The organism is Paraglaciecola sp. G1-13 (assembly GCF_055809255.1).
Genome location: NZ_CM147903.1, coordinates 3,588,232 through 3,610,648 on the forward strand (window position 1 = coordinate 3,588,232; position 22,417 = coordinate 3,610,648).

General features: G+C 46.0%; 14 protein-coding genes. 5 read left to right on the top strand and 9 right to left on the bottom strand.

Features of this window, described 5'->3' with window-relative positions; genetic code table 11:
• Positions 1 to 89: 89 nt before the first annotated feature.
• The 3 genes from AC0L6N_RS15325 to AC0L6N_RS15335 all read right to left on the bottom strand — a co-directional run bounded on the left by AC0L6N_RS15325 (position 90) and on the right by AC0L6N_RS15335 (position 3,918).
• On the bottom strand, positions 90 to 1,376 hold the full coding sequence (locus AC0L6N_RS15325; protein WP_473475689.1) for a lytic murein transglycosylase: 1,287 nt from the start codon (positions 1,374 to 1,376) through the stop codon (positions 90 to 92).
• A 200-nt stretch (positions 1,377 to 1,576) separates the two neighbouring features.
• Positions 1,577 to 2,140: a peptide deformylase gene (def, locus tag AC0L6N_RS15330; RefSeq protein ID WP_473481349.1), complete on the bottom strand. Its 564-nt coding sequence runs from the start codon at positions 2,138 to 2,140 to the stop codon at positions 1,577 to 1,579.
• Positions 2,141 to 2,169: 29 nt separating this feature from the next.
• Positions 2,170 to 3,918, bottom strand: coding sequence for an ABC transporter transmembrane domain-containing protein (locus tag AC0L6N_RS15335; protein WP_473475692.1), 1,749 nt, complete (start codon positions 3,916 to 3,918; stop codon positions 2,170 to 2,172).
• A gap of 196 nt (positions 3,919 to 4,114) precedes the next feature.
• On the opposite strand from AC0L6N_RS15335, the gene AC0L6N_RS15340 reads away from it, so the two are divergent.
• Positions 4,115 to 5,797, top strand: a complete 1,683-nt coding sequence (locus AC0L6N_RS15340) for a phosphoethanolamine transferase (protein ID WP_473475695.1) — start codon at positions 4,115 to 4,117, stop codon at positions 5,795 to 5,797.
• 259 nt (positions 5,798 to 6,056) lie between these two features.
• Complete coding sequence (locus AC0L6N_RS15345; protein WP_473475697.1) at positions 6,057 to 6,974, top strand: SGNH/GDSL hydrolase family protein; 918 nt, start codon at positions 6,057 to 6,059, stop codon at positions 6,972 to 6,974.
• Positions 6,975 to 7,104: 130 nt separating this feature from the next.
• Here the strand turns inward: AC0L6N_RS15345 and AC0L6N_RS15350 are convergent, their stop codons facing one another.
• The 5 genes from AC0L6N_RS15350 to AC0L6N_RS15370 form a co-directional block, all read right to left on the bottom strand.
• Positions 7,105 to 9,159, bottom strand: coding sequence for an EAL domain-containing protein (locus AC0L6N_RS15350; RefSeq protein WP_473475700.1), 2,055 nt, complete (start codon positions 9,157 to 9,159; stop codon positions 7,105 to 7,107).
• Positions 9,160 to 9,574: 415 nt separating this feature from the next.
• Positions 9,575 to 9,958, bottom strand: a complete 384-nt coding sequence (locus AC0L6N_RS15355) for a diacylglycerol kinase (protein WP_473475703.1) — start codon at positions 9,956 to 9,958, stop codon at positions 9,575 to 9,577.
• Positions 9,959 to 10,012: 54 nt separating this feature from the next.
• Positions 10,013 to 10,744, bottom strand: coding sequence for a phosphatase PAP2 family protein (locus tag AC0L6N_RS15360; RefSeq protein ID WP_473475706.1), 732 nt, complete (start codon positions 10,742 to 10,744; stop codon positions 10,013 to 10,015).
• Between the two features lie 45 nt (positions 10,745 to 10,789).
• Positions 10,790 to 11,500 carry a hypothetical protein gene (locus AC0L6N_RS15365; RefSeq protein ID WP_473475709.1) on the bottom strand — a complete coding sequence of 237 codons (711 nt, stop codon included), beginning with the start codon at positions 11,498 to 11,500 and terminating at the stop codon, positions 10,790 to 10,792.
• A gap of 242 nt (positions 11,501 to 11,742) precedes the next feature.
• The gene (locus tag AC0L6N_RS15370) at positions 11,743 to 12,732 is read right to left on the bottom strand and encodes a phosphotransferase (protein ID WP_473475712.1); all 990 of its coding nucleotides are present in this window, start codon (positions 12,730 to 12,732) and stop codon (positions 11,743 to 11,745) included.
• A gap of 155 nt (positions 12,733 to 12,887) precedes the next feature.
• Here AC0L6N_RS15370 and AC0L6N_RS15375 point away from each other — a divergent pair, with 155 nt between their 5' ends.
• Positions 12,888 to 13,730, top strand: a complete 843-nt coding sequence (locus tag AC0L6N_RS15375) for a DUF2797 domain-containing protein (protein WP_473475714.1) — start codon at positions 12,888 to 12,890, stop codon at positions 13,728 to 13,730.
• Positions 13,731 to 13,886: 156 nt separating this feature from the next.
• On the opposite strand, the gene AC0L6N_RS15380 is transcribed toward AC0L6N_RS15375, so the two are convergent.
• A complete protein-coding gene (locus AC0L6N_RS15380) occupies positions 13,887 to 16,418 on the bottom strand; it encodes a TonB-dependent receptor plug domain-containing protein (RefSeq protein ID WP_473475717.1) in 2,532 nt (843 codons plus the stop codon).
• A gap of 575 nt (positions 16,419 to 16,993) precedes the next feature.
• Between AC0L6N_RS15380 and sbcD the strand changes: the two genes are divergently transcribed.
• Together sbcD and AC0L6N_RS15390 are read left to right on the top strand one after the other, a co-directional pair.
• Positions 16,994 to 18,406 carry an exonuclease subunit SbcD gene (gene sbcD, locus AC0L6N_RS15385; protein WP_473475719.1) on the top strand — a complete coding sequence of 471 codons (1,413 nt, stop codon included), beginning with the start codon at positions 16,994 to 16,996 and terminating at the stop codon, positions 18,404 to 18,406.
• Positions 18,406 to 22,104, top strand: coding sequence for an AAA family ATPase (locus AC0L6N_RS15390; RefSeq protein ID WP_473475722.1), 3,699 nt, complete (start codon positions 18,406 to 18,408; stop codon positions 22,102 to 22,104). The genes sbcD and AC0L6N_RS15390 overlap by 1 nt, the downstream gene beginning before the upstream one ends.
• The last annotated feature ends 313 nt before the right edge of the window (positions 22,105 to 22,417 follow it).

A 22,417-nucleotide genomic window follows, 5' to 3' on the forward strand; every position in this document is an offset into this window, starting at 1 on the left:
GCAAATAATTACCGTGGGGAATAGCAGACACTGCCCATAAGATTAATGGGCAGTTTAACGCTGTAACAAAGCAATATATTACATAGTGCTTATGAGTTGCTTGGCAGAGGCTGCTCCATTAAGGCATCGAACACGTCACGTGCTGGGTAACCATCTGCAATCATGTCTTTTGATAATTGAAATTGGCGAATACCGCTTCGTGTACCCGGTCCCAAAATACCGTCGGCCTTGCCCACATCAAAGCCCAAACCATTGAGCTTATCCTGTAGCTGACGCATTTCATCTACCGTGTAATCCGGCAGCTCAGGCAGCGTTTTAGACAAGGTACTCAAACCAGCAATACGATCCGCTAAGTGCCCCACAGCGATGCCGTAATACTCTGAGTTATTCCAGCGCAATATTACATTAAAGTTTTTATAGGCTAAAAATGCCGGCCCTGCATGACCCGCAGGCACCAGAAGCGCACCTTTGATATCAGCGTTACCGATGGCATGGCCGTCAGTACGGGTGACGCCAGCGCCGTTCCATACAGAAAGCGCTTTGGGATCATTCTTGCCCGCTAAGGTATAATCGAATGAGTCAGGCAGGCTCACCTCTCTGCCCCATTTGTAACCTGATTGCCAACCTAAATTTTTCAAAAAGTTAGCCGCCGAAGCCAGCGCATCTTGCTCGCTGTCCCAAAGATTGATTTGGCCGTCTTTATCTCCGTCAACTGCGTATTTCATATAGGCAGAGGGCATAAACTGTGTGTGCCCCATGGCACCGGCCCAAGACCCAACCATTTTTTTGTCGTCTAGTTTTTCACGATCAATGAGCAACAGAGCTTGCATTAATTCACTGGAAAAATAACGGCTACGGCGATTGTCACACGCCAAAGTGACTAGCGAATCAATAACCGGGCTTTTTCCCTTGTAAGAGCCAAAATTCGTTTCTAAGCCCCAAAAAGCTAAAAGGTACTGAGCTGGCACACCGTATTCTTTATTTAACTCCCCCAGAAAAGCACGGTGCTTGGCCATCATTTGCTGGCCTTTTTCAATGCGCCAGGTATTCACCCGTTTTTCAAAGTAATCAGTAAAGGTTTGAACAAACTCAGGTTGATTCCGATCCAGCGAGATAATTTTTTCTTTGTATCTGGCCCCGCCAAGCACTTCATCGGTAACACGCTTAGAGACACCGGCTGTTTTAGCTTGCCCCTGCAAGTCAACAACACATTGTGCAAATAAGGCTTGTGGGCTCGCCACCTCTTGGGCCTCACTTGCAACATCCTGATCACCTGACACATTCATGTCAGTGGCATCTTGTTGAGCAGCCACACTGATGCCGCTTAGCAATGAGCAACATACTATGGCAGATAATTTCTTTAACGCAGTTTGCAACGGATATCCTTACTAATAAAAAATGGGTAATCACATAAGTCACCTTATGTTACACCTATGGTAATAAATCATAGCTTTGACTGAGTATCGCTTAGATTAGCCTTTGCCCTTCGCACAAATAATTAAATACGCCTATTCAATTGTTGAGATAAGCTCATGCCAGAATGGGCAGCTCTTAGCAGTTCTAAACGCAACACCGCTTAACGATTATCGTCGTTTTTGATTTCGCCTTGTCGGTCATCAATGCCTGCTATTTTTCTGCGCCATACGGATTCAGCCATAATATCGGTGTTAAGTTCAACATGGTCAAGCCACGTTTTACCAATCAGATGATCAAATTCGTGTAGGAAAATGCGTGCCACAAACCCATCTAAGCGCTGAGTGGTCGGTGTTCCATCGCGTTGCAGATACTCTATCTCAACCCAAGTCGCCCGGCGAATAAAACCACGTAAACCAGGCACAGACAAACAGCCTTCCCAGTCCTTTACTGTTTCCTCGCTACTTTGTATCACTTTGGGGTTAATTAACACCAAAGGTTCCATGTCAGGTGCATTTGGGTATCTAGGGCTGGGCCGTGATGCAATGATCATGACTGCACGCTCATCAAATACTTGCGGTGCTGCAATACCGACCCCATTGGCCTCTTGCATGGTCGCGAGTAAGGCATCAACAAACTCCTGAAACGCACCGGTTTCAATATCTGTCTGGGAGACTGATTTGGCTGGCGTGCGCAAGATAACTTCACCCACTTGTGCAATTTTCATCATGTTATTTATCTTATTCTTTTCATAAATTAACTGACCAACTGCAACTCGGCGAATTCCCGATAAAGCGCATTACTGGCGATTAATTCTTGGTGATTACCTATTGCCACTATCTGGCCTTTATCCATCACGACTATGCGATCCGCATTGATTACTGTGGCTAACCGGTGGGCAATAATTAAAGTGGTCTTTTCGCGCATTAGTTCGTCCAGAGCCAGCTTGATAAACTGCTCATTGGCTGCATCCAGTGAACTGGTTGCTTCGTCCAGCAACAAAATAGGTCGATCAGCGAGGATTGCTCTAGCGATAGAGATTCGCTGTTTTTGCCCACCAGATAAACGTACGCCTCGCTCGCCCAAATAAGTTTGATAGCCTTCCGGCAACTGCTCAATAAACTCATCGGCTCTGGCGGCTTTAGCAGCGGCTTGCACGTCTTCATCACTGGCATCCGGTCGTCCGTAGCGAATGTTTTCGGCAACACTGCTAGCAAAAATCACTGACTCTTGAGGTACGAGGGCATATTGTTGGCGTAAAGACTCTAGCTCGAGCTCAGCTATATTCACCCCTTCTAAACTAATTTCCCCCGATTGAATATCGTAAAACCGCAGCAAGAGTTGGAATAAACTCGATTTGCCAGCGCCGCTTGGGCCGACTAAAGCAATACGCTCGCCAGCTTTTATGTCAAGAGAGATATGCTGTAATGCAGGGCTGTCAACAGCACTGGGATAGCTAAAATTCACATCCGTTAAGGTTAAGTTGCCTTGCACCTTTTTTGCTAACAATTGGGGCGTTTCAGGTTCAAGCACTTCACTCTCGGTATGCAATAACTCCATTAAACGCTCGCTGGCTCCGGCAGCTTTTTGAACTTCCCCTATGACCTCGCTTAGCGTGGCGACCGCGCCGCCTGCCATAACGGCATAGAACATAAACGCGGTAAGCTCACCGGCGCTAATACTGGCAGTTAACACCTGCTGCGCCCCTAACCAAGCGACTAAGGTAATGGCGGTCATGCTGATACCCATAATCGTGGCCATCATCAAAGCACGAAAGCGAATGCGGCTATTGGCCGCTGTCATCACATCTTCTACCCGACCGGCAAACTTACTTCTGTCAAGATCCTCATGAGAATACGCTTGAACGGTGTGAATTTCATGCAGTGACTCATCCACGTAAGCACCTAAATCTGCCACTCGGTCTTGACTGTTTCTGGCATGCAAACGCACTTTGGCGCCAAAGAAACGAATTGGCAATAATACAATCGGCACAGCAATCAATACGTACAGGGTCAACATGGGGCTGGTGATTAACATCAGCAATAATGCACCAATAAAAGTAATGCCTGCGCGCAGTGCCATTGACAGCCCCATACCCACCACCGACTGCAGCACGGTAGTGTCACTGGTAAAGCGTGAAATGACCTCGCCGGTACGTGTTCTTTCAAAAAATGCGGGGGGTAACGTTAGCAGGTGAGAGTACACAGATTGGCGAATATCTGCGCTGACGCGCTCTCCTAGCCAAATCATTAGGTAAAATCGAAAGTACGCTGCAATACTGCCCAGTAGCGCAATAGCCACCACCACCAGCATCATTTGATTTAACATGGTAGCGTTATTTGCGACAAAGCCTTCATCGACCACGACCTTTACACCTTGGCCCAGTAACAACCAAGAGCCTGAACCAACAATAAGCGCGCTTATGGCACACATTACCTTTGTTTTATAGGGTGCGAGTTGGCCAAATAACCAGCGCATTAGGGTAAGAGTTTTTACAGCTTTCACAGGTGTCCTAATAATGTTGCCAACGCAAAATAAGAGTGACTCAACAATATATTTCACATTCGACTGATACAGATTATTAGGATGTTGGGGCACATTGCTTCATTTTAAATCAGCTCTTTTAAATCACGCCTTAATATTGTGTTAAGCCACCATCCATAAGATTCTCTGCCATCGTGAACCTAGGTATTAATCTGAGATGAATAAAGCGGCCGCCCAAACACCAACACGAAGCGAATGGTTACGGGCTTTTAAAATTCCCCCTCAACTTGTCATGCTGCTCGCAGCGCTATTTGTCACGCTAACGGGCAATCACACCTTTTTCGGCCATCTTGAGACAATTTACTCTTGGCAAAATAATGCATTATTCATCTGCTCAGTTGGCGCTATTTTATGGGCATTGACATCTATTGTGACAATCGTATTAAATTGGTTTATGCCGGTAAAATTAGCGTTATCCATCGTCCTTATTACGGGGGCAATATGCAGCTATTTTACCGATGGTTTTGGCGTTATCTTTGATATCAACATGATGCGTAATATGTTTGCCACTGACACCGGCGAAGCGGCCGATATACTCAACTTTGGTTTGCTTAGTCACGTCTTGTTATTTGGAGCGATCCCGATAGTTTTTTTTAATCTGTTGCCACTGAATAAACAACCCAGATTAAAAGACATTAAACGCCGCTTTTTGATGACGGGGTTTACCTTAGTGATTGGCATAAGCGTTATCGGCGGCAGTTTATTTGCTTTTAGTGGTCAGTACGCGAGCTTTTTTCGTGAACACAAATCCGTGCGTTATTACACGAATCCAATACAACCTATGTATTCATTGGTCGCATTTCTGACGCAAAAGGTTCGCTCTGCTGCTTCCAGGCAATTCGTATTCCAAACGTCCCGAGCTGCCATTCCAGACACAGATTTGCATCGAGAGCTCGTGATTGTGGTTGTCGGTGAAACAGCTCGCGCTGATCACTTCTCAGTCAATGGCTACGAGCGTGAAACCACCCCTTTGTTAGCCAAAGAAACTGATTTAGTCTCTTTCAGCCAAATCAGTAGTTGCGGCACATCCACCGCAGTTTCAGTACCTTGTATGTTTTCCATTCTGGGTCGTGATGACTTTGATGCAGACAACAGCAAAACCACAGAAAATGTGCTAGATATTGTGGCTAAAGCCAATATTAGCGTGCAATGGCGGGACAATAATTCTGATTCAAAAGGGGTCGCAGAGCGCATTCCCTATATAAGTTACAAAACTAGCGAAACGAACCCAGTTTGTGATGAAAAGCGGCAACCCAAAGAGCAAAAATATAGAGAGTGTCGTGATGAAGGTATGCTTGATGGGCTACAAGAATTTATTAACGGACAAGAGCAAGACATACTCATTGTACTACATCAAATGGGCAGCCACGGCCCTGCATATAGTAAGCGCTACCCGTCAGCATTTGAAAAATTCACGCCAGCATGTCAAACCAGTGAACTATCAATGTGCAGCGACGAAGAAATTATCAATGCTTATGACAATACCATCCTCTACACAGATTACTTTTTAGCAAAAGTCATTGGGTTGTTAAAACGCAACACTCCCCGTTACGAAACAGCCATGATTTACGTCAGCGATCATGGTGAATCTTTAGGTGAAAACAAGGTCTATTTGCACGGTTTACCCTATATGTTCGCACCCAAAGCGCAAACGCATGTGCCGATAATAGTGTGGGCGGGTGCATCTTCGGATATTGATATTGAAAAAACCCGTGAGTTAAAAGATTCACCTAATTCCCATGATGCATTGGCTCAAGCCATTTTACTAAGCATGGAAGTTGATTCAGACGTAAATCTCCCCCCTATACCCCCGTTGTTAATAATGAAATCGGATGACTAAAAGGAGCTACTAAGCCAATGCGGACCAGACCATTTTTATCAGTGTCAGTATTTTTTGCACTTGTGGCTACTTTTCAAACAAAAAATAGCTAACCCTTTGATTTTAATAAGGGGCTCGAAATATGCATAATCGTTTTTCGGCATGAAAACGTCTATGCACTTTTGGGATGTTCTATGCTGATGCTTATCCCGCTCGGGATACTAACAACAATAAATTATAATTGGCGTTGTGCAGTATAGAAGCGCCCTGAGGTGAAACAATGAACAAACTGACTCTGCCACTGTCCTGTGGATTCAATTATTTACTTAAAAAAACTAGAAGAACACTGTGTGTATCTGGAGCATCACTACTGATGTTTGTCAGTTCAACAGCATCCGCCACGCCTATCAGTGATATGTATGTGTTCGGTGATTCGCTATCGGATACTGGCGCATTAAAAACACTCCTCCCTGCAGCGTGTCCTACCGCCCCCTATTTTGATTGCCGATTTTCTAATGGCCCAGTATGGGTTGAGCATTTGGCTAGTGACTTAGGTGTATCCGCAAGTACTGCTTATACAGGCGGCACAAATTGGGCCATAGGCGGCCAGCGCAGTGACCAAGTACTAGATGGTCAAATAAACAATTATCTCCGGGCCGCTAGTGACATGGCAGATACCGATGCACTCTACGTGATCTGGGCAGGTGGCAATGATTTTTTGCAAAATGATCCCGTCGGCACCTATACCCCGGGCGATGCAGCGCAAAACATTGTTGACAGTGTGACCACTTTAGCAATGGCGGGGGCGATGAACTTTCTAGTGCCGAATTTACCCATTGCAGCACCTTGGGCATTTGAATTTAATGCCGCGTTAGCAAACGGCTTAGATGGCATCAGTAGCGGGTTAAGCATCACCCAACTTGATGTGTTCAGCACATTTTTAGATATATCAATGAACCCCGGTGATTATGATCTAACGAACGTATCAGCTCCCTGCGTTGACTCGGCAAATATGACCGTGTGTACGAATCCTGATGAGTATTTACTTTGGGACTCAGTTCACCCTACTGCCGTTGGTCACCAACTTATTGCCTCTGCCGCACTCGCCGCTTTAGCAGTACCTGAGCCCGCCTTACTGGCGCTTTTTGGTTTTGGCATGTTGACGCTGGTACGCACAAGACGGAAAATGCTCCCTTAATACCACTCCAGCAGAAAGCCCTCGTCAGAGGGCTTTCTATTTGAGCTAGAAGCTGTCAATTTAATGCTGTTAGCGCAGCTAATATCCTACCAACGCCGCGTTCATATTGGGTTATTCACTATCAGAATGTTTAGCTTGCCGGATATCTATAATCGATTAAGGCTTGAGCTGGTACCGGTTTACTAAAATAGTAGCCTTGAACTAAGTCGCAGCCGAGCTTATCTAACAACATAAGTTGCTCATGAGTTTCAACTCCTTCAGCGACGACCTCTAGGTCTAAACTATGCGCCATTGCGATGGTTGCTTTGACTAAATCAAAGTCCTCCTTATTCACAGTGATGCCATCAATAAAGCTGCGGTCTATCTTTAAAATATCAAATGAATAGCGACGCAAATAACTCAACGAAGAGTACCCTGTACCAAAATCGTCCATCGATAATTTCACACCTAACTGGTGAAGCTCTTCCAGCGCCTCTTCCACATAGGCATTACCAACCATTAATACCCCCTCCGTTATTTCAAACTCCAAATTTTGCGGCGAGATTTCCTCTTTGCTCAATGCCGATAAAATAAAGTTAATTAGCTCTTTGTCCCTAAATTGCCGCGGCGATAAATTGACCGCAATGGTATAGTTTTTGTTATGAATACACGCCCACTCCCGCAAAAACTCTAGAGCTTGTTCAATAACATATTTACCAATGGGCACAATTAACCCGGTATGTTCAGCAATGGGGATAAATTCGTCAGGCGGCACATGACCCAATATCGGATTACGCCAACGAATTAATGCTTCAGCACCGATTACATTTCTATTTTGCACACTAAATTTGGGTTGGTAAAACACCTCAAATTCTTTACGCTGAAGCGCTTGATTGAGCTGCCCTTCGATTTCGAAACGGCGCAACATAATGGCGTTCATTTCTTTTGTGAAAAATGAATACGTATTTCGTCCTGATAATTTAGATTGGTACATGGCAGCATCAGCATGGCGTAACAAATCAGAGGCACTGCTGCCGTTTTCAGGATACGTTACAATACCAATACTCAAGGTCAGGATCAGCTCCTTACCATCAATTAGAAACGGGTCTCTGAATACCCGAAGTAGGTTTTCGGCCACCTCCTTTGCATCGTTATCACCAGCAAGTGCCCGTAACAACACGATAAATTCGTCCCCCCCTAAGCGCCCTACCGTGTCCGCCTTTCGCAAGGCTAAGGTTAGCTTGTTAGCCGCCTCAACTAGGAGTTTGTCGCCTACTTCGTGGCCTAATGAGTCATTCACTTTCTTAAAGTCGTCTAGATCTAGAAATAGCAGAGCGGCTTTTTCTTTGTTTCTTTGCGCCTCTTTAAGCATTTGCGATAAACGATCCAGAGACAAGAAGCGATTCGGCAGCAAGGTCAAACTATCGTAATAAGCGTGATGGCGTATCGTTTGAGCCGCCTTATGCTGCTCAGTGATATCGCGAACGATCACTACTATTTGGTTGTACGCCTTAACATGGCTCAGTCTTGCTTCGAAGTAGCGAATACCGTCTGGCAAAGTGAGTTCATATTCAAAGGTAGAAATACCCTCTTGCTCAACCACCCTTTTATTAAATAGCGTATACTTGCGTGCCACCTTGCGTGGAAACAAATCTGTAATGGTGCGTCCGACGCATTCACTTGGCGATGCACCGAGATATTTGTCATCCCCCCCATGAGAATCAATGATGGTGCCGTCTTCTTCCATCAAGAAGAACAAATCAGGGGTGGCCTCAAAGACCGCTTCAAGCATGTTGTCTTTAAATTTTGCTTGCGCTTGGGCTTGTCGTACGTCGGCGAGATCGATATCAATGCAGTACATTTCGTGCTTATTGTGTTCATTTGTGAACAAAACATGGCTCGAAAATACGTTAACATCGCCACCATTTTTATGGCGCAATGTCAGTTCTTCAGCAGGAATTTTAATGCCTTTATTGATCCAATCAGTGTGGGCGGCAATAACGGGTTCACGCATAAAGTCGGGAAAAATGAGATCTTCGAGTTTCTTACCTAACGCTTCTTCTTCGCTATAGCCATAAAGTAACTCGCTGCCCAAATTCCAGTAAATCACATTCCGCTCTTCATCGTATCCTTGAACAGAAAGAGCATCTACCTCGTCAAACAACTGATACACAGCGTCTTTTATGGCTTCTTGATGGACTATCATAGTACTAAATTGACTGCCTCTTGGTTAGTGTAGATAAGCTTTGCCTATCTTTAATAATCAATATCGCGCCTATGAGCAACAGTGCGGGCATGAAGACAGCGCCTGAACTCTTATATGAAGAATAAACGCTAAAGTTGAACTGCGCAATTTAGCAAAGAAGAATTGAGTCTCCGCTTCAAATGCAACTGAAACCCTCATGAATAAAGGAGAAGTTAAATTACCAAAAAGTATACAGTAATTCCCAAGCTCAAAGGATAACTAAAGTGGTCTAATTTTGAATAAGTATGATAATTAAATAGCAGAAGCTCGATTTATAACAAACCGGATAACGCTCGACGTGTTAATACTGATTTACGGTCAATACTAAATTGGCGTATTTTTATACTCAGATGTTGGCCACAAAAGGTCTCAAGCCTTACGCGATGTAACGCCAAAGCGCTTCCCCCCAAATCAGACCAACTATGGTCATAGCAATAAACACTCCAGCAGACCCCATGTCCTTCGCTCTCCCAATGAGTGGATGATGTTCAAGAGAAATACTGTCAGCCAATGCTTCTAGTGCAGAATTGACAATTTCAGAAAATAATAAGAACAGTAAACTGATCGTCAGGGCTAACCAGTGCAACGAAGATTGTTTCAACAGAAACGAACAAGGAACGAGAAATGCGCATAGTAATAATTCTTGGCGAAACGCTGATTCATACAACCACGCCGCCTTGAGTCCTTTAAAAGAACATTCAGCGGCTTTTACTATGCGTCTCAGACCGGTGCCGTTCAATTTATTTGATGGAATATGCATACATACCTAACAGTAAAGATGGGAATGTTTTCCCGAATGAATGAGTCATAATCATTATCCAGTTTCGCCCAGTACTGAACGTTTTTTATGATCGAAAAACAGCTTAAGAATGAAAGCGCAAACACACCAACAAACTAAAGCACTAGCAATATCATGAGACATAAAGTGTGCACCGCGCAATTGCTGGGCAAGCCCAAAACACAGACCAAGTAGCATGCCAGGCAGAAACCATAGATTAGCTTTGCCCCTACAGGGCGTCTTTGCGCGCCAAACTTTGGCGGCGAAATAAAGACTAAAAAATGCATAGCCTCCTGACGCGTGTCCTGCGGGGAAACAATGACCAATACCTAATTGAGTGCTAAATATGTCAGTTAAATACACATACTCCCCTTGTCCCCCCAGGCCTTTAATATCCCATGGGCATGGCAAAGTAGTGACTCCTTTTAGCAAGGAAACCGTGCTAATGGCCGCTAAAGTAGAAACACATAAATACACTCCGACTTTACGCTGCCAAGCGTAACCAAAGCCTCTCCAATAACTCACAAAGGTTAGGCTAAGCATTAACAGAATCAATATGATCACTAGGTAGCGCCCGCCTTTATGAGCGACCGTATCTAACCACCAGCTATTTTTTGTTTGCCAACCATCGCTGTAAACATAAAATTTTGCGGATAAATACTGGTCAATACCACCGTACTGACAAGCGAATATCAAGAACAACGGGACACAAAAATACACGATAGAAGCAACACGCACAGAGATAACGGCCTGTATAATGATTAACACCCCAAAGGGTATCAGAGAATTATTAACGCAAACTTAGGGCATAAACTATCGGCCGGGCTGCACGGACTCGGGCACTGGATGAGGGGCCTCAGGAGGTTCGCTATTCAATATAGCAAGCACCAACACAAAGAAGCACAGCACCAAGTTAAACAGTGGAAGTTGCAACGCTGGCGGCATCAAATAAATCAGCAAGACAGAGGGTATCCATACTAACCAATTCGTCACTATCGTAGTGGGTAAGTAGAGTAATAATAGTCGTTTATCCAATAGCTGCATGGTACGACGTACATTGAAATGCGCATCTTTGAATTGATAACAAATCGTCAGTAGTGGGCATGTGAACAACGCACTAAACACAAACTGGTCAAAAGCGATTTTTTGGATCAGGGTAACGGCATCAGTACCATTGCCAAACAAGGTAATTTGCAAACCATAGAATGCATCTACTAACCAACCCATGAAGGCCCAAAGTAAACAATAAAATACTAACTGCCGGGCAGGTTTAAAGTGAATTTGACCGGATAAGCTTAAGTACATAAAAGGCAGTAAGCCGCCGAACACCGCAGTAGACATCACAGCGTAAACCACACCATAGTGCGATTTGAGATCGGCGAAAAAATTAAACACAGGTTCGCTTGCAGGCCAATAGAAAAAGCTTAAACCAATGCCTAATGCAATCAACTGTAAACACATGGCAGGGATGAAGTTTAGTTTTAATGCTCGGCGGATGTTCGAAACCAAAAGAGAATGACTCATAAAAAATAAATGTCTCAAGTATGCATGGTAACTATGCTAAAAATGCGGATGTTAACGTCATCTATCCCAGCGGGACGTGCTAACGTAAATTCACGATGTTCAATACTGTAATGATTAGCCCTAACGTACAATCTTAATCATCAATTCCGTAAGCCTGTTAGCGCAAAAAGCAAACTTAAGCCCTATCACTTGGAAGTAGCAAACCGTTTGGCTACGCCAAAATAGCGGAATAGCGCGGCTGCTCACGTACACCTATTCAATGCCTTTGCCGTCTGCCCTTGCATAAATTCGTTTATTTTCACATGATCCGGGCTCCAGCCGAGCAAAAAACGATGAAAGTCAGCCCATACAAGTGGTATCAACCCTCGCCACTCTTGCTCTAGCTCTTCAACCCAGCGTTTTTGGACCCCTTGCGTATCTGAAGAAAAAATCGCCGCTCTAAACTGCGCAAAATAATAATCAATATAACTATCGTGTTTTTTGAATAGCACAGGGCCAGTCAAACAACTGCCTAAGAAATACATCACATCCTTGATGCCAATTCCCCTGCCTACGTACTGAAAGTCCACTGCGGCAACGGTTTCACTAGCGCTAAAGCAAATGTTCGCTAGTTTTGCATCGCCATGCAACAGTGTTTGAAAACGCGCATTGTTCAGTGCCTCATCAATACGCTGGGCATTGTCCTTGAGCTCGCCCTGGGGCATTACGCCAAACTCAGCTTGGCGAGTAGCCAAATACCAGTAACAACCAACGGGCCACAATGTCGATGTGTCTATGTTGATAAAACGCGCGTGAAAATGCGCTAACCAACTCAGCACTGTTTTAATTTGCGTTTCTGTAGCCCGTGCATATACCAAATCAAAACCACTACTTTTCAGGTCCTCCATGATCAAGGTTTGCGTCTCTGGGTGGTTCGTTGATTTAATCAACCCGATAAACTGCGGTACATAACACGTCTCATCGCAACGCCCAGCGAAAAATTGGTAAAACTCGGCTTCTACTTGGTAGGAGCGCACTTTACGTTGGTGCCCCACCTCACTGTGCCACCCTCGAGGATGGTGCACCTTGGAGGGCGGCGCGACATGCTTCACAATCACGCTCTTGCCTAGCTTAGGGCTATCGTAACGGGCAATCTCACCGTACTCGCTCCACAAATTTTGCAGTAGCTCGCGTTTTTCAAGCTTAGGGTCGTCAAAGTACTCGCGTAATCTAGTCAATAATTGAGTTTGCATGGGCGCCTTGCTAACAAGTAACACGGTGAAACAAGATAGATCCTCATTTTGCCCTATGGTTACTTTGGCAATCAAGGCTTTAGGCTGTCACAATAGCGAGCTGTTAACGCCCTACCGTTATTCGGCGTCAATTTCGTACACAGGACCAGAACAACATGACCATTTACCAAGGTAATATTCGCAAAATGCGCGTATCCACCGATGCTGAACATCTTGCCCAATATCAATTGCCCATAGGCGAACAATTCATTGATATGAACCCGCTGATCGGTAAAGCGCTTAACGTCAGTTTCGATAACCAGATCAACTGCGTGCATTGCCAAGCAAAAACCAAGAAAAGCTTCAATCAAGGCTACTGTTACCGCTGCCTAACGACGTTGGCACAGTGCGACACCTGTATTATCAAGCCTGAACTTTGCCATTATGACGCCGGCACCTGCCGTGAACCTAGCTGGGGCGAAGCAAATTGCCTGTCAGATCATTACGTATATCTCGCCAATACGGGGACGATTAAAGTGGGGATTACTCGTCATGTCAGCGATGCAGTATCAAGTCGCTGGCTCGACCAAGGTGCCACTCAGGCGATGGCCATCATGAGAGTGCAAAACCGCCTAACAAGTGGTTTAGTCGAAACTGCCATGAAAGAGTTTATTGCGGATAAAACCAATTGGCGCACCATGCTTAAAAGCCAACCTGACACTGCCGATTTGCAGCAATTAAAAGAAGATCTCATCACCGAAATAGAAGATCAATTAGACGAAATTACCGAAGAGTATGGTTTTCAAGCCATCGATATTCTTGATTTACCCGCGGTTGATATTCATTACCCAGTGGACCAATATCCAGAAAAAGTAAAGTCCATCAATCTAGACAAAGAACTGTCTTTCACTGGCGTACTACAAGGCATCAAAGGCCAATACTGGATGTTAGATGGGGATCGCGTGATCAACATGCGTAAGTATTCCGGTTACCACCTAAGTGTTGAAACCCCTGAGTAACCGCATTAAACACGGCGCTTTAAAACCTTAGCCAAGCGTTTAAATGACATAAAAAATCGGGCGCAGTTTGCACTGAGCCCGATACAAATAGTCTACTTCATTATTGCGAGCCCTAAGTGCTTGTTTCCAGGCTAAGGTCGCTTCTACAGCGCAATATTAGAACGTGACAGATACCTTACCGTAAACAAAACGGCCTGAGAAACCAAACGGTGAAAACCCTGAATAAGGGAATAAGCGTGAGAACGTACCCACATCTTCCACCAATTCACGGGTAGTATCAGGGTAAACATCAAATAAGTTGTTCGCCCCTAATGTTAGCGTTAGGTTGTCTGTTACGTCATAACCAACGTCCAAATCTGTGACCCATTTTTCGGGCAATACTTCGTTGGTAGCTGGGTCACTTGATGGCTCTTGCGTTTCACCGTAGCGCGTTGTGCGAAGGGTTGCGTGCCACTCATCCATGGTCCACACTGCACTTAAGTTGAGCTTGGTTTTTGGTGAGCCTACTTCAAAACGACGCAATTCAACATCCGAGAACAAGTTGCCTTGATCCACGCCAGCACCAGCAAGTACCGCAGGTGGGTCGATGATGTCAGTCACTTCATTTTTGTTGTAGTTAAAGCCCGCATTAAAGGCCACATCACCCCAGTTTTGAATGTCAGTATTGTACGACGCCACCACATCAACCCCTGATGTTTCGCTGTCAATGGCATTCAAGAAGAAGCGCGCACGGTTTGCCCCCGTACCTGCTAGTAAGGTTTCAATCCCCTCACCGGACAAGTTATTGGACAACACAATACGATCGTCAATTTTGATATTGTAGTAATCCACTGACACACTGAAGTTTGAATCTGGTGACCAGGTAATACCCGCGCCGTAGTTCACCGCCTCTTCAGCATCCAATCCAGGTGAGCCTAACGCTTTTGCCACATCACTGTTGGGTGCAAACGTGCCAGTTTCAGTTGGTTCACCGTCTACAAATACCGTCGCGATAGAAGTGAAATACTGCTGCTGCAACGATGGCGCTCTAAAGCCAGTGGACACTGACGCCCGCAGAGCTATTTCTTCTGTCAGCGTGTAACGGGTGGCAAACTTGCCGTTTACCGTTGAGCCAAAGTCAGAATAATCTTCATAACGAGCAGCTACAGTCACATTCCAGTTGTCCGTGATATAGGCTTCTAAATCCACGTATAAACTGACGTTGTGACGACTGTTGTCACCGGCTGATTCGGGGGTAAAGCCAGGAAATACCTGTGAGCCCGCAGAGCCACCAAAGGTACCTTGAACATAAGACGCTTCTTCACCGGCTTCAATTTCGTAGCCTTCACGGCGATATTCAGCACCTACCGCCACGTTGACGCCACTGGCTAGGCCAGACACATCAATTTCGCGGCTAAGGTCTAGGTTAATGGTCAGTTGGTCGTAAATCAGCGTACCAGCATCAAACACCGTTTGGCTCGTTGGCCCTAGTGAGGTGTTTAAGCTGTTTTTCACGCCGAACTCAAACTCATCTTCACCGTATACGGCAGAGAGGTCGTAATTCCAATCACTCATAAACCCTTTTACACCCGTGGCAAATGAATAATCATTAATGTCAGAGGTTATAATAGGTAAGAAGCCATCGGGGTAAATCGCTTCGATGTTGCGGCTGTCTTGGGCACGGCGATAAAAACCTCCACCTTCTCCTTCACGGGTGCTGTACGAACCAAATGAATATATTTCTGCGTTCTCGTTTAGCTCAAAGCCCGCGTTATAAAACACCGCCATGTCTTCAACATCGCCATTGCCAAAGTTATGATTGTAGCGATCCCATGTGAGTTCGCGGGGATCTAACGAGCCATCTTCTAAACGCGAATAGTTTTCTCGTTGATCATAATCAGAGCGATTACTGGCGCTGCGATCACGAAATTCAGCTGACAGGTTAAAGAAACCATCATCCCCTAGTGCAAACCCCATGTTGGCACGCATGGTAGCGGTTTGACCATCGGTTAATGCGCGATCGCCACCTTCGGTAAAGGCAAGTTCGCCGTTATCATCAATGCCGACGTCTTTTAAATCAGACACACCATCCATGGTCGTTACGTTCGCACCGTACGTGACTGACGCCGAGCCACCGCTGCTGGCACTTTTCAATACAATGTTGATAACCCCTGCAATCGCATCAGAGCCATATTGCGCTGCTGCGCCATCGCGTAATACTTCGATACGCTCAATGGCGTTAGCAGGGATCGCATTTAAGTCGACCGCTGACGAACCACGCCCGGTGGAGCCATTAAGGTTAAGCAGCGCGTTTGAATGGCGACGCTTACCGTTTACCAATACTAGCGTGTGATCCGGCGCTAAACCGCGCAGTTGTGCAGGTCGAACGTGGTCGGTGCCATCGGTCAAAGACGGTTGAGGAAAGTTAAAACTTGGCAACAAGTTGCCCAGAATCATATTGGTTTCAGTTTGCCCAGTAGTGCTAAGTGAATCGGCACCAATGATGTCGATAGGCACTGGGCTATCTTCAACCGTGCGCCCTAATCGACGTGAACCGATAACACTGATTGTTTCTAAATCATCTGCAGCTTCAGTCGCTTGCTCCTGAGCGTAAGCGTTTGCTCCGCTCAAAATTGCAGATGATGCACTCATCATTAATGCGACTTTTAACCACTGATCTTTGGCTTTGAAGGTATGTGTTTTTTTCATTGTGTTGCATGTCCCAATGTCAATGTGGAGTAATCAACACTGCACCGTCTTCTGTTATTGCTTTCTGTCCGGCCAGAAGTACGATTTATTATTGTTTTTATCACAGGTGATGTGGTTGCCCAGTTACCTAGGCTGCAACACTATTAACACGAAAATCATTCCGCGGCGCACTTCCACATACTTGGTTACAAATTTAGAGAAAAATGTTGATAAACTAAGCATCAGAATCAAAGACTTAACGTCTTTGAAAAGAAGTAAAATAGCTATCAAACACCCCGAACGTCGGCCAAATACCAACACCTGCTGTAAACAGGTTTTATTTTTAGTCTTGTCATCAATCGTGTCGGCGCTCACAGAATGGCAGCGCTGTGCGAAAGAAAAGTTTTCCTGCTTTTTTTCTTGCTCTCTTTCCTACTCATCTGGTGTGAACATCTACCTAGCTAAGCACTGATGCAGTACACTTATATCGGATATCGGATATCGCATATCGCATATCGCATATCAAAGCTTTATCCCGCACTGTGTATCAGTGGGCGGTATCAGTAAACTGCTGCAGTAATCTGACGCGCTGCAATTTGTCATTCGTAAAACCACAAAGGACTTGGCATATCAAAATTCTACACACCTCTGATTGGCACCTAGGGCAAAACTTTTTCACTAAAAGCCGCAAAGACGAACATCAAGCCTTTTTAGACTGGTTACTTAACGTTATCCAAGTACAAAAAATTAATGCTGTTATTGTCGCGGGGGATATTTTTGATACCGGCACGCCGCCAAGCTATGCCCGTCAAATGTACAATCAGTTTGTGGTTGAACTAAGCAAGCTCAGCTGCACCTTAGTGGTCTTAGGGGGCAATCACGATTCTGTATCAACCCTAAATGAATCTAAGCAGTTACTCGCCTGCCTGCACACCCATGTTATAGCCAACACCACGGATAACTTGGAGCAACAAGTTATCGAACTAACTGACGCTACAGGCCGTGTAGGCGCTATATTGTGCGCTATTCCGTTTATTCGCCCTCGGGACGTGCTACAAAGCCGAGCAGGTGAAACCAGCGAAGACAAAAAGCTTGCCCTAAGCGATGCCATAAAAGCCCATTACGCCAGCATTTTTCAGCTTGCCGTTGAACGTCGTAGTCAACTTGCCGATAACGGCAATGGCAATGCGGCTCAAGGTAATCGCAACGTCAGCAGCACGAGCGTCCATATTCCTATTATTGCCACTGGGCATTTAACGGCATTAGGGGTAAGTCAATCGGAATCCGTGCGAGAGATTTACATCGGCACATTAGACGGCTTTGCGGCTGATGGTTTCCCCCCAGCGGATTATATTGCTCTTGGCCATATTCACCGACCGCAAATGGTCGCTAAATCTGAGCACATCCGTTACAGCGGCTCGCCTATCCCCCTGAGTTTTGACGAGCTTAAATCACAGAAACAAGTGGTGATCGTAGCGTTTGACCAGCAAGGTCAGCGCAGTATCGCCCCGTTGGATATTCCGATGTTTCAACCTATGGCCATGCTCAAAGGGGATTTGGAGAGCATAAAAACGCAACTGACAGCATTTCCCCTTCTCACGGAAAAAACTAGCACTGAAATAACTCGCCCTGAAGCAACTCGCACTGAGGATGACGGCCAAGCTAACAATCTCAGCCAACCGCAAGTGCCCACCTCAGCAAAGCCCACTTGGCTGTGCATTCATGTTGACGTGCAAGACTACTTAAGCGATTTACAGCAAAGCATTCAAACCTTGACCGAGGGGCGCAATGTGGAAGTGCTTCAATTACGTCGTACCCGCACCAAAGCAAGCCAAGGGTTAAACCAAGCTAACAACGAAACACTGGCAGAGCTAACCCCCTTCGATGTGTTTGAAAAGCGCCTCGCCCTTGAACATTTTGAAGGAGAGCAAGACCAAACCCGCTTAACGAAAATTCGCCATACCTTTGGTGAAATAGTGGAAGAAGTTCGCCATCAGGAGGCTAAATAATGAAGATACTTAGCCTGCAATTTAGCAACCTCAACTCATTAAAAGGCCAATGGAAAATAGACTTTCGCCAAGCGCCTTTTGCCGATAACGGTGTGTTTGCTATCACGGGCCCTACTGGGGCAGGCAAAACCACCTTGCTGGATGCCATCTGCTTAGCGCTTTACCATGAAACCCCGCGCTTAGGGGCGCTATCGGCCAATAACAACGAGATCATGACCCGAGGCACAGCCGAGTGCAGTGCCGAAGTGGAATTTGAAGTAAAAGGCATGGCCTATCGCGCCTTTTGGAGTATGCGCCGCTCACACGGCAAGCCAGACGGTAAGCTGCAAGCGGCGGTGGTGGAGCTAGGGGACGTTGCCTCAGAAAAAGTGCTGGCTAGCCAAATTAAGAAAAAGTCAGAGCTGATAGAGCAAATCACCGGGCTTGATTTCGGTCGCTTTACTAAATCCATGATGCTCTCTCAAGGGGAGTTTGCGGCGTTTTTAAATGCCGATGAAAAGCAGCGCGCCGAGCTATTAGAAGAACTCACAGGCACTGAAATTTACGGCTTGATCTCTGAACGCGTACACCAACATTACAGCCAAGCGAAACAACAGTTAGCCGAGCTTGAAGCCCAAGCCAAAGGGGTACAGTTGCTCAGCGAAGATCAAAAGCAAGCCTTAATGGATGAACAGCAAGACTTACAAGGGCAGCAAAAAGAGCGCCAAATACACATAAGTGCTAAACAAGATCATATGAACTGGTGGCAACAACTTGACTCCGCTCAAAGTGCACAACAGCAAGCCACACTGCAGCTGACCCAAGCTCAACACGAAAAAGAGCAGCAAAAAGAGGCCTTACAACGACTGGCCAACAGCCACCCGAGTGAAGCGCTGCGAGCGCCGTTTGAGTTATTAACCGACGCTCAAGCCCAGTGCATTAACGACGAAAAGGCCTTGAATCAAAGCCAGCAGCAACTGCAAACAAGTGACGCTAGCTTAGCGCAAAGTAAAACCGTAAGTGTGGCAGTGAGTAATGAATTTCAGGCAATCAAAGCGACATACCACGCACAAGAAACCTTGCTCAACGAAGAGGTTATTCCCCTAGATAACGAAATACGTCAACACCAAGACCAGCTCACCCAAACCAACGCGCAACATGCTCAGTTGAGTACAAAACATGCACAGCTTGTGCAAGATGTTGAAAACACCCAGGCGGGGATTAATAGTCAGCAGCAATCGTTAAAACAAGCCAATGACTACTTAACCGCTCGTCCCTCTGATGAAGCACTGAAACAGTATTTAGGTCAGTGGCAGTTGCAAGCGCAACAAATCAAAAAAGAACAAACGAGTTATCAGCAACTGGCTGAAAAGTGTAAACAAGAACAAAAGCAATTACACCTAGCCCAACAAGACGCTCAGCTTAACCAGCAGCAACATGAAAAAATTAATCAACAAACCCACGAATTGGAAAACGCATATCAGCAACAAGCCGAGCTGCTAACTAAGCTTGAAGAGCATGGTGTGCTTGACGCCCAAGAGCAGCAGCTCAATACATTACAAGGCTTAACGCCGTCACTATTGGCGTTAAAAAACAATCAGCAACAGTGGCAACAGCAAACCCAAGAGCTAACCGAAAAACAGACTCAGCTCGCTGATAACCTAGCGCAACAAAAAAAACTGAGCAATGAACGAGAAGCCATAAAACGTCAGTATTTGGCAAAAAGCCAGCAAGTAAAACTGCTTAGCCAACTTATCAGCCAAGAAGAGCAACTGATTCACTTTCGTGCAGCTCTACAAGATGAACACCCCTGCCCTTTGTGCGGCGCTAAAGAGCACCCGCTTGCCTCTGCAGCGGCGGTGGATATTCCTGATACCGTCACGCAAAAACAACAACAGGAAAGCGAACTGGCGCAGTTAGAAGAGCAAGGCAAAGAAATACGCGCGAAACTGGATGCTTTCTCGCGCGGTGAAACCGAGCTGAAGCAACGTATCGATTGGCTCAGTACCCAACAAGCACAATTAAGCCAAGCATGGCCTGAGATGTGCCAAGCCCTAAGCCCGTTACTTGATCAACAAACTAACCAACAACTTACTATTGATAATGCTGACTCGCTTATGGCCATTGAAAATCAATTCAACCAACAAATTCAGCAGTTACAAAAGCAGATAAATCAATTAAAAACCCAAGCTCGCACATTGTTAGCCAGTAAGGAAAAATGGCAACACAGTCAAAGTCAGAGTCAAAGCGCCAGTTCAGCCTTATTACTAGCCCAGCAGTCAGCGAAAAACTTAGAAAGCAGTGTGCACAATCGTAGCAACGACCAGCAATTGGCCAATGAGACCTTAACTTCATTGAGCCAAAGCCTGTTAGCGCATATTCAGCAACACGGCTATACCCCGCCCGAAGCGGATAATCTGCTCCAATGGCTAACAAGCAAAGAACAAGACGCCAAGCAATGGGAACACCACGCCAATCAGCGCAATGAGGCGACGGTGCAAATAGACAAACTCACCAGCGCCCAGCAACATCAGCTCAGCCTATCAGGCGACATCAAGAGTCAGCTAACCGCTATTGAGCAGCAACGCCAAACGTTACGCGCACAACTTGAGAGCCTAAGTACTAAACGCTTTGGCTTGTTTGCTGATAAATCGGTTAAAACAGAGCGCGAGACATTAAGCGAAAAGCTGCGCACATTAGAAGCGCGCCACGAACACGCTCAGCAGCAAATGCGCCAAAAAGAGCAGGAACACAATACCCATTTGGCTAACGTACAAAACGCCCAAACCCAGTTGCAACAAAACCAAACCCGCCTGCAAACGCGGCAAAACGAATGGCAAACCAAGCTCCTAGCCAGCCCCTTTGCCGACCAGCAAGCCTTTGAAGCCGCCTTACTTGATGAAGCCACCCGTGCGACATTACAAACACTCAAACAAACCTTGGATGACAACCTAGCAAAATCTCAGGCTTTGCTTGAGCAAGCTAACACCCAAGTCAAAACGCTGTTGGCACACAACAATGCCACCCAGTGGCAACTACAAACACGCGATGCGGTTATTGAAGCCTTAAATGCCCTGACCGAAGAGCAACACAAGGGGAACAAGCGTGAAGGTGAAATCAGCCAAGCGTTGAATTTCGATAAACAGCGCAGCAGCGAGCAACAAAATCTATTTAGTCAAATTGAATTACAGCGAAATGAATTTGAACATATTCATTACCTGCACTCGTTAATTGGCTCGCAAAAAGGGGATAAGTTTCGTACGTTTGCCCAAGGCCTCACCCTTGATAATTTGATGTACCTGGCCAATAAACAACTAGAGCGCTTGCACGGCCGGTATTTACTCAAGCGCAAAGCCGATGCCAGTTTAGCCCTTAGCGTGATTGATACCTGGCAAGGGGATATTCAGCGCGACACTAAGACCCTCAGCGGCGGCGAAAGCTTCTTGGTCAGCCTAGCACTGGCACTGGCGCTATCAGAACTGGTCAGTCACAAGACCAGCATCGACTCCCTGTTTTTAGACGAAGGTTTTGGCACCCTAGACAGTGAAACACTGGATATTGCCTTGGATGCACTGGATAACCTGCACGCCTCGGGAAAAATGATTGGGGTTATCAGTCATGTTGAAGCCATGAAAGAGCGCATCGTAGCGCAATTGGCAGTGACCAAGAAAAGTGGATTAGGGGTGAGTGAGCTTGATAAGCGTTACGCTGTGCGTTAAGCAAACGCGTTGCTTGTTTATGTGCTGCGCACACTGAGATTACGCTGCGCTTAATTATGGCCTTCGGCCACAGGGCACAGGGCACAGGGCACAGCTTCGCTGCGTTACGCACTGCGTGCGCCAAGCAATCGCGTTGCTCACTATGCGCTTCGCTAATTTATGGCCTTCGGCCACACAGCACAGCTTCGCTGTTCACACACTGCGTGTGCTAAGCAATCGCTTCGCTCACCGTCATCCATGACGTTTTTCAAGCCTCATCCATGAGACCCGACATACTTTTCTTCAACAGCTAAGAAAAGTACGCAAAAGAAGC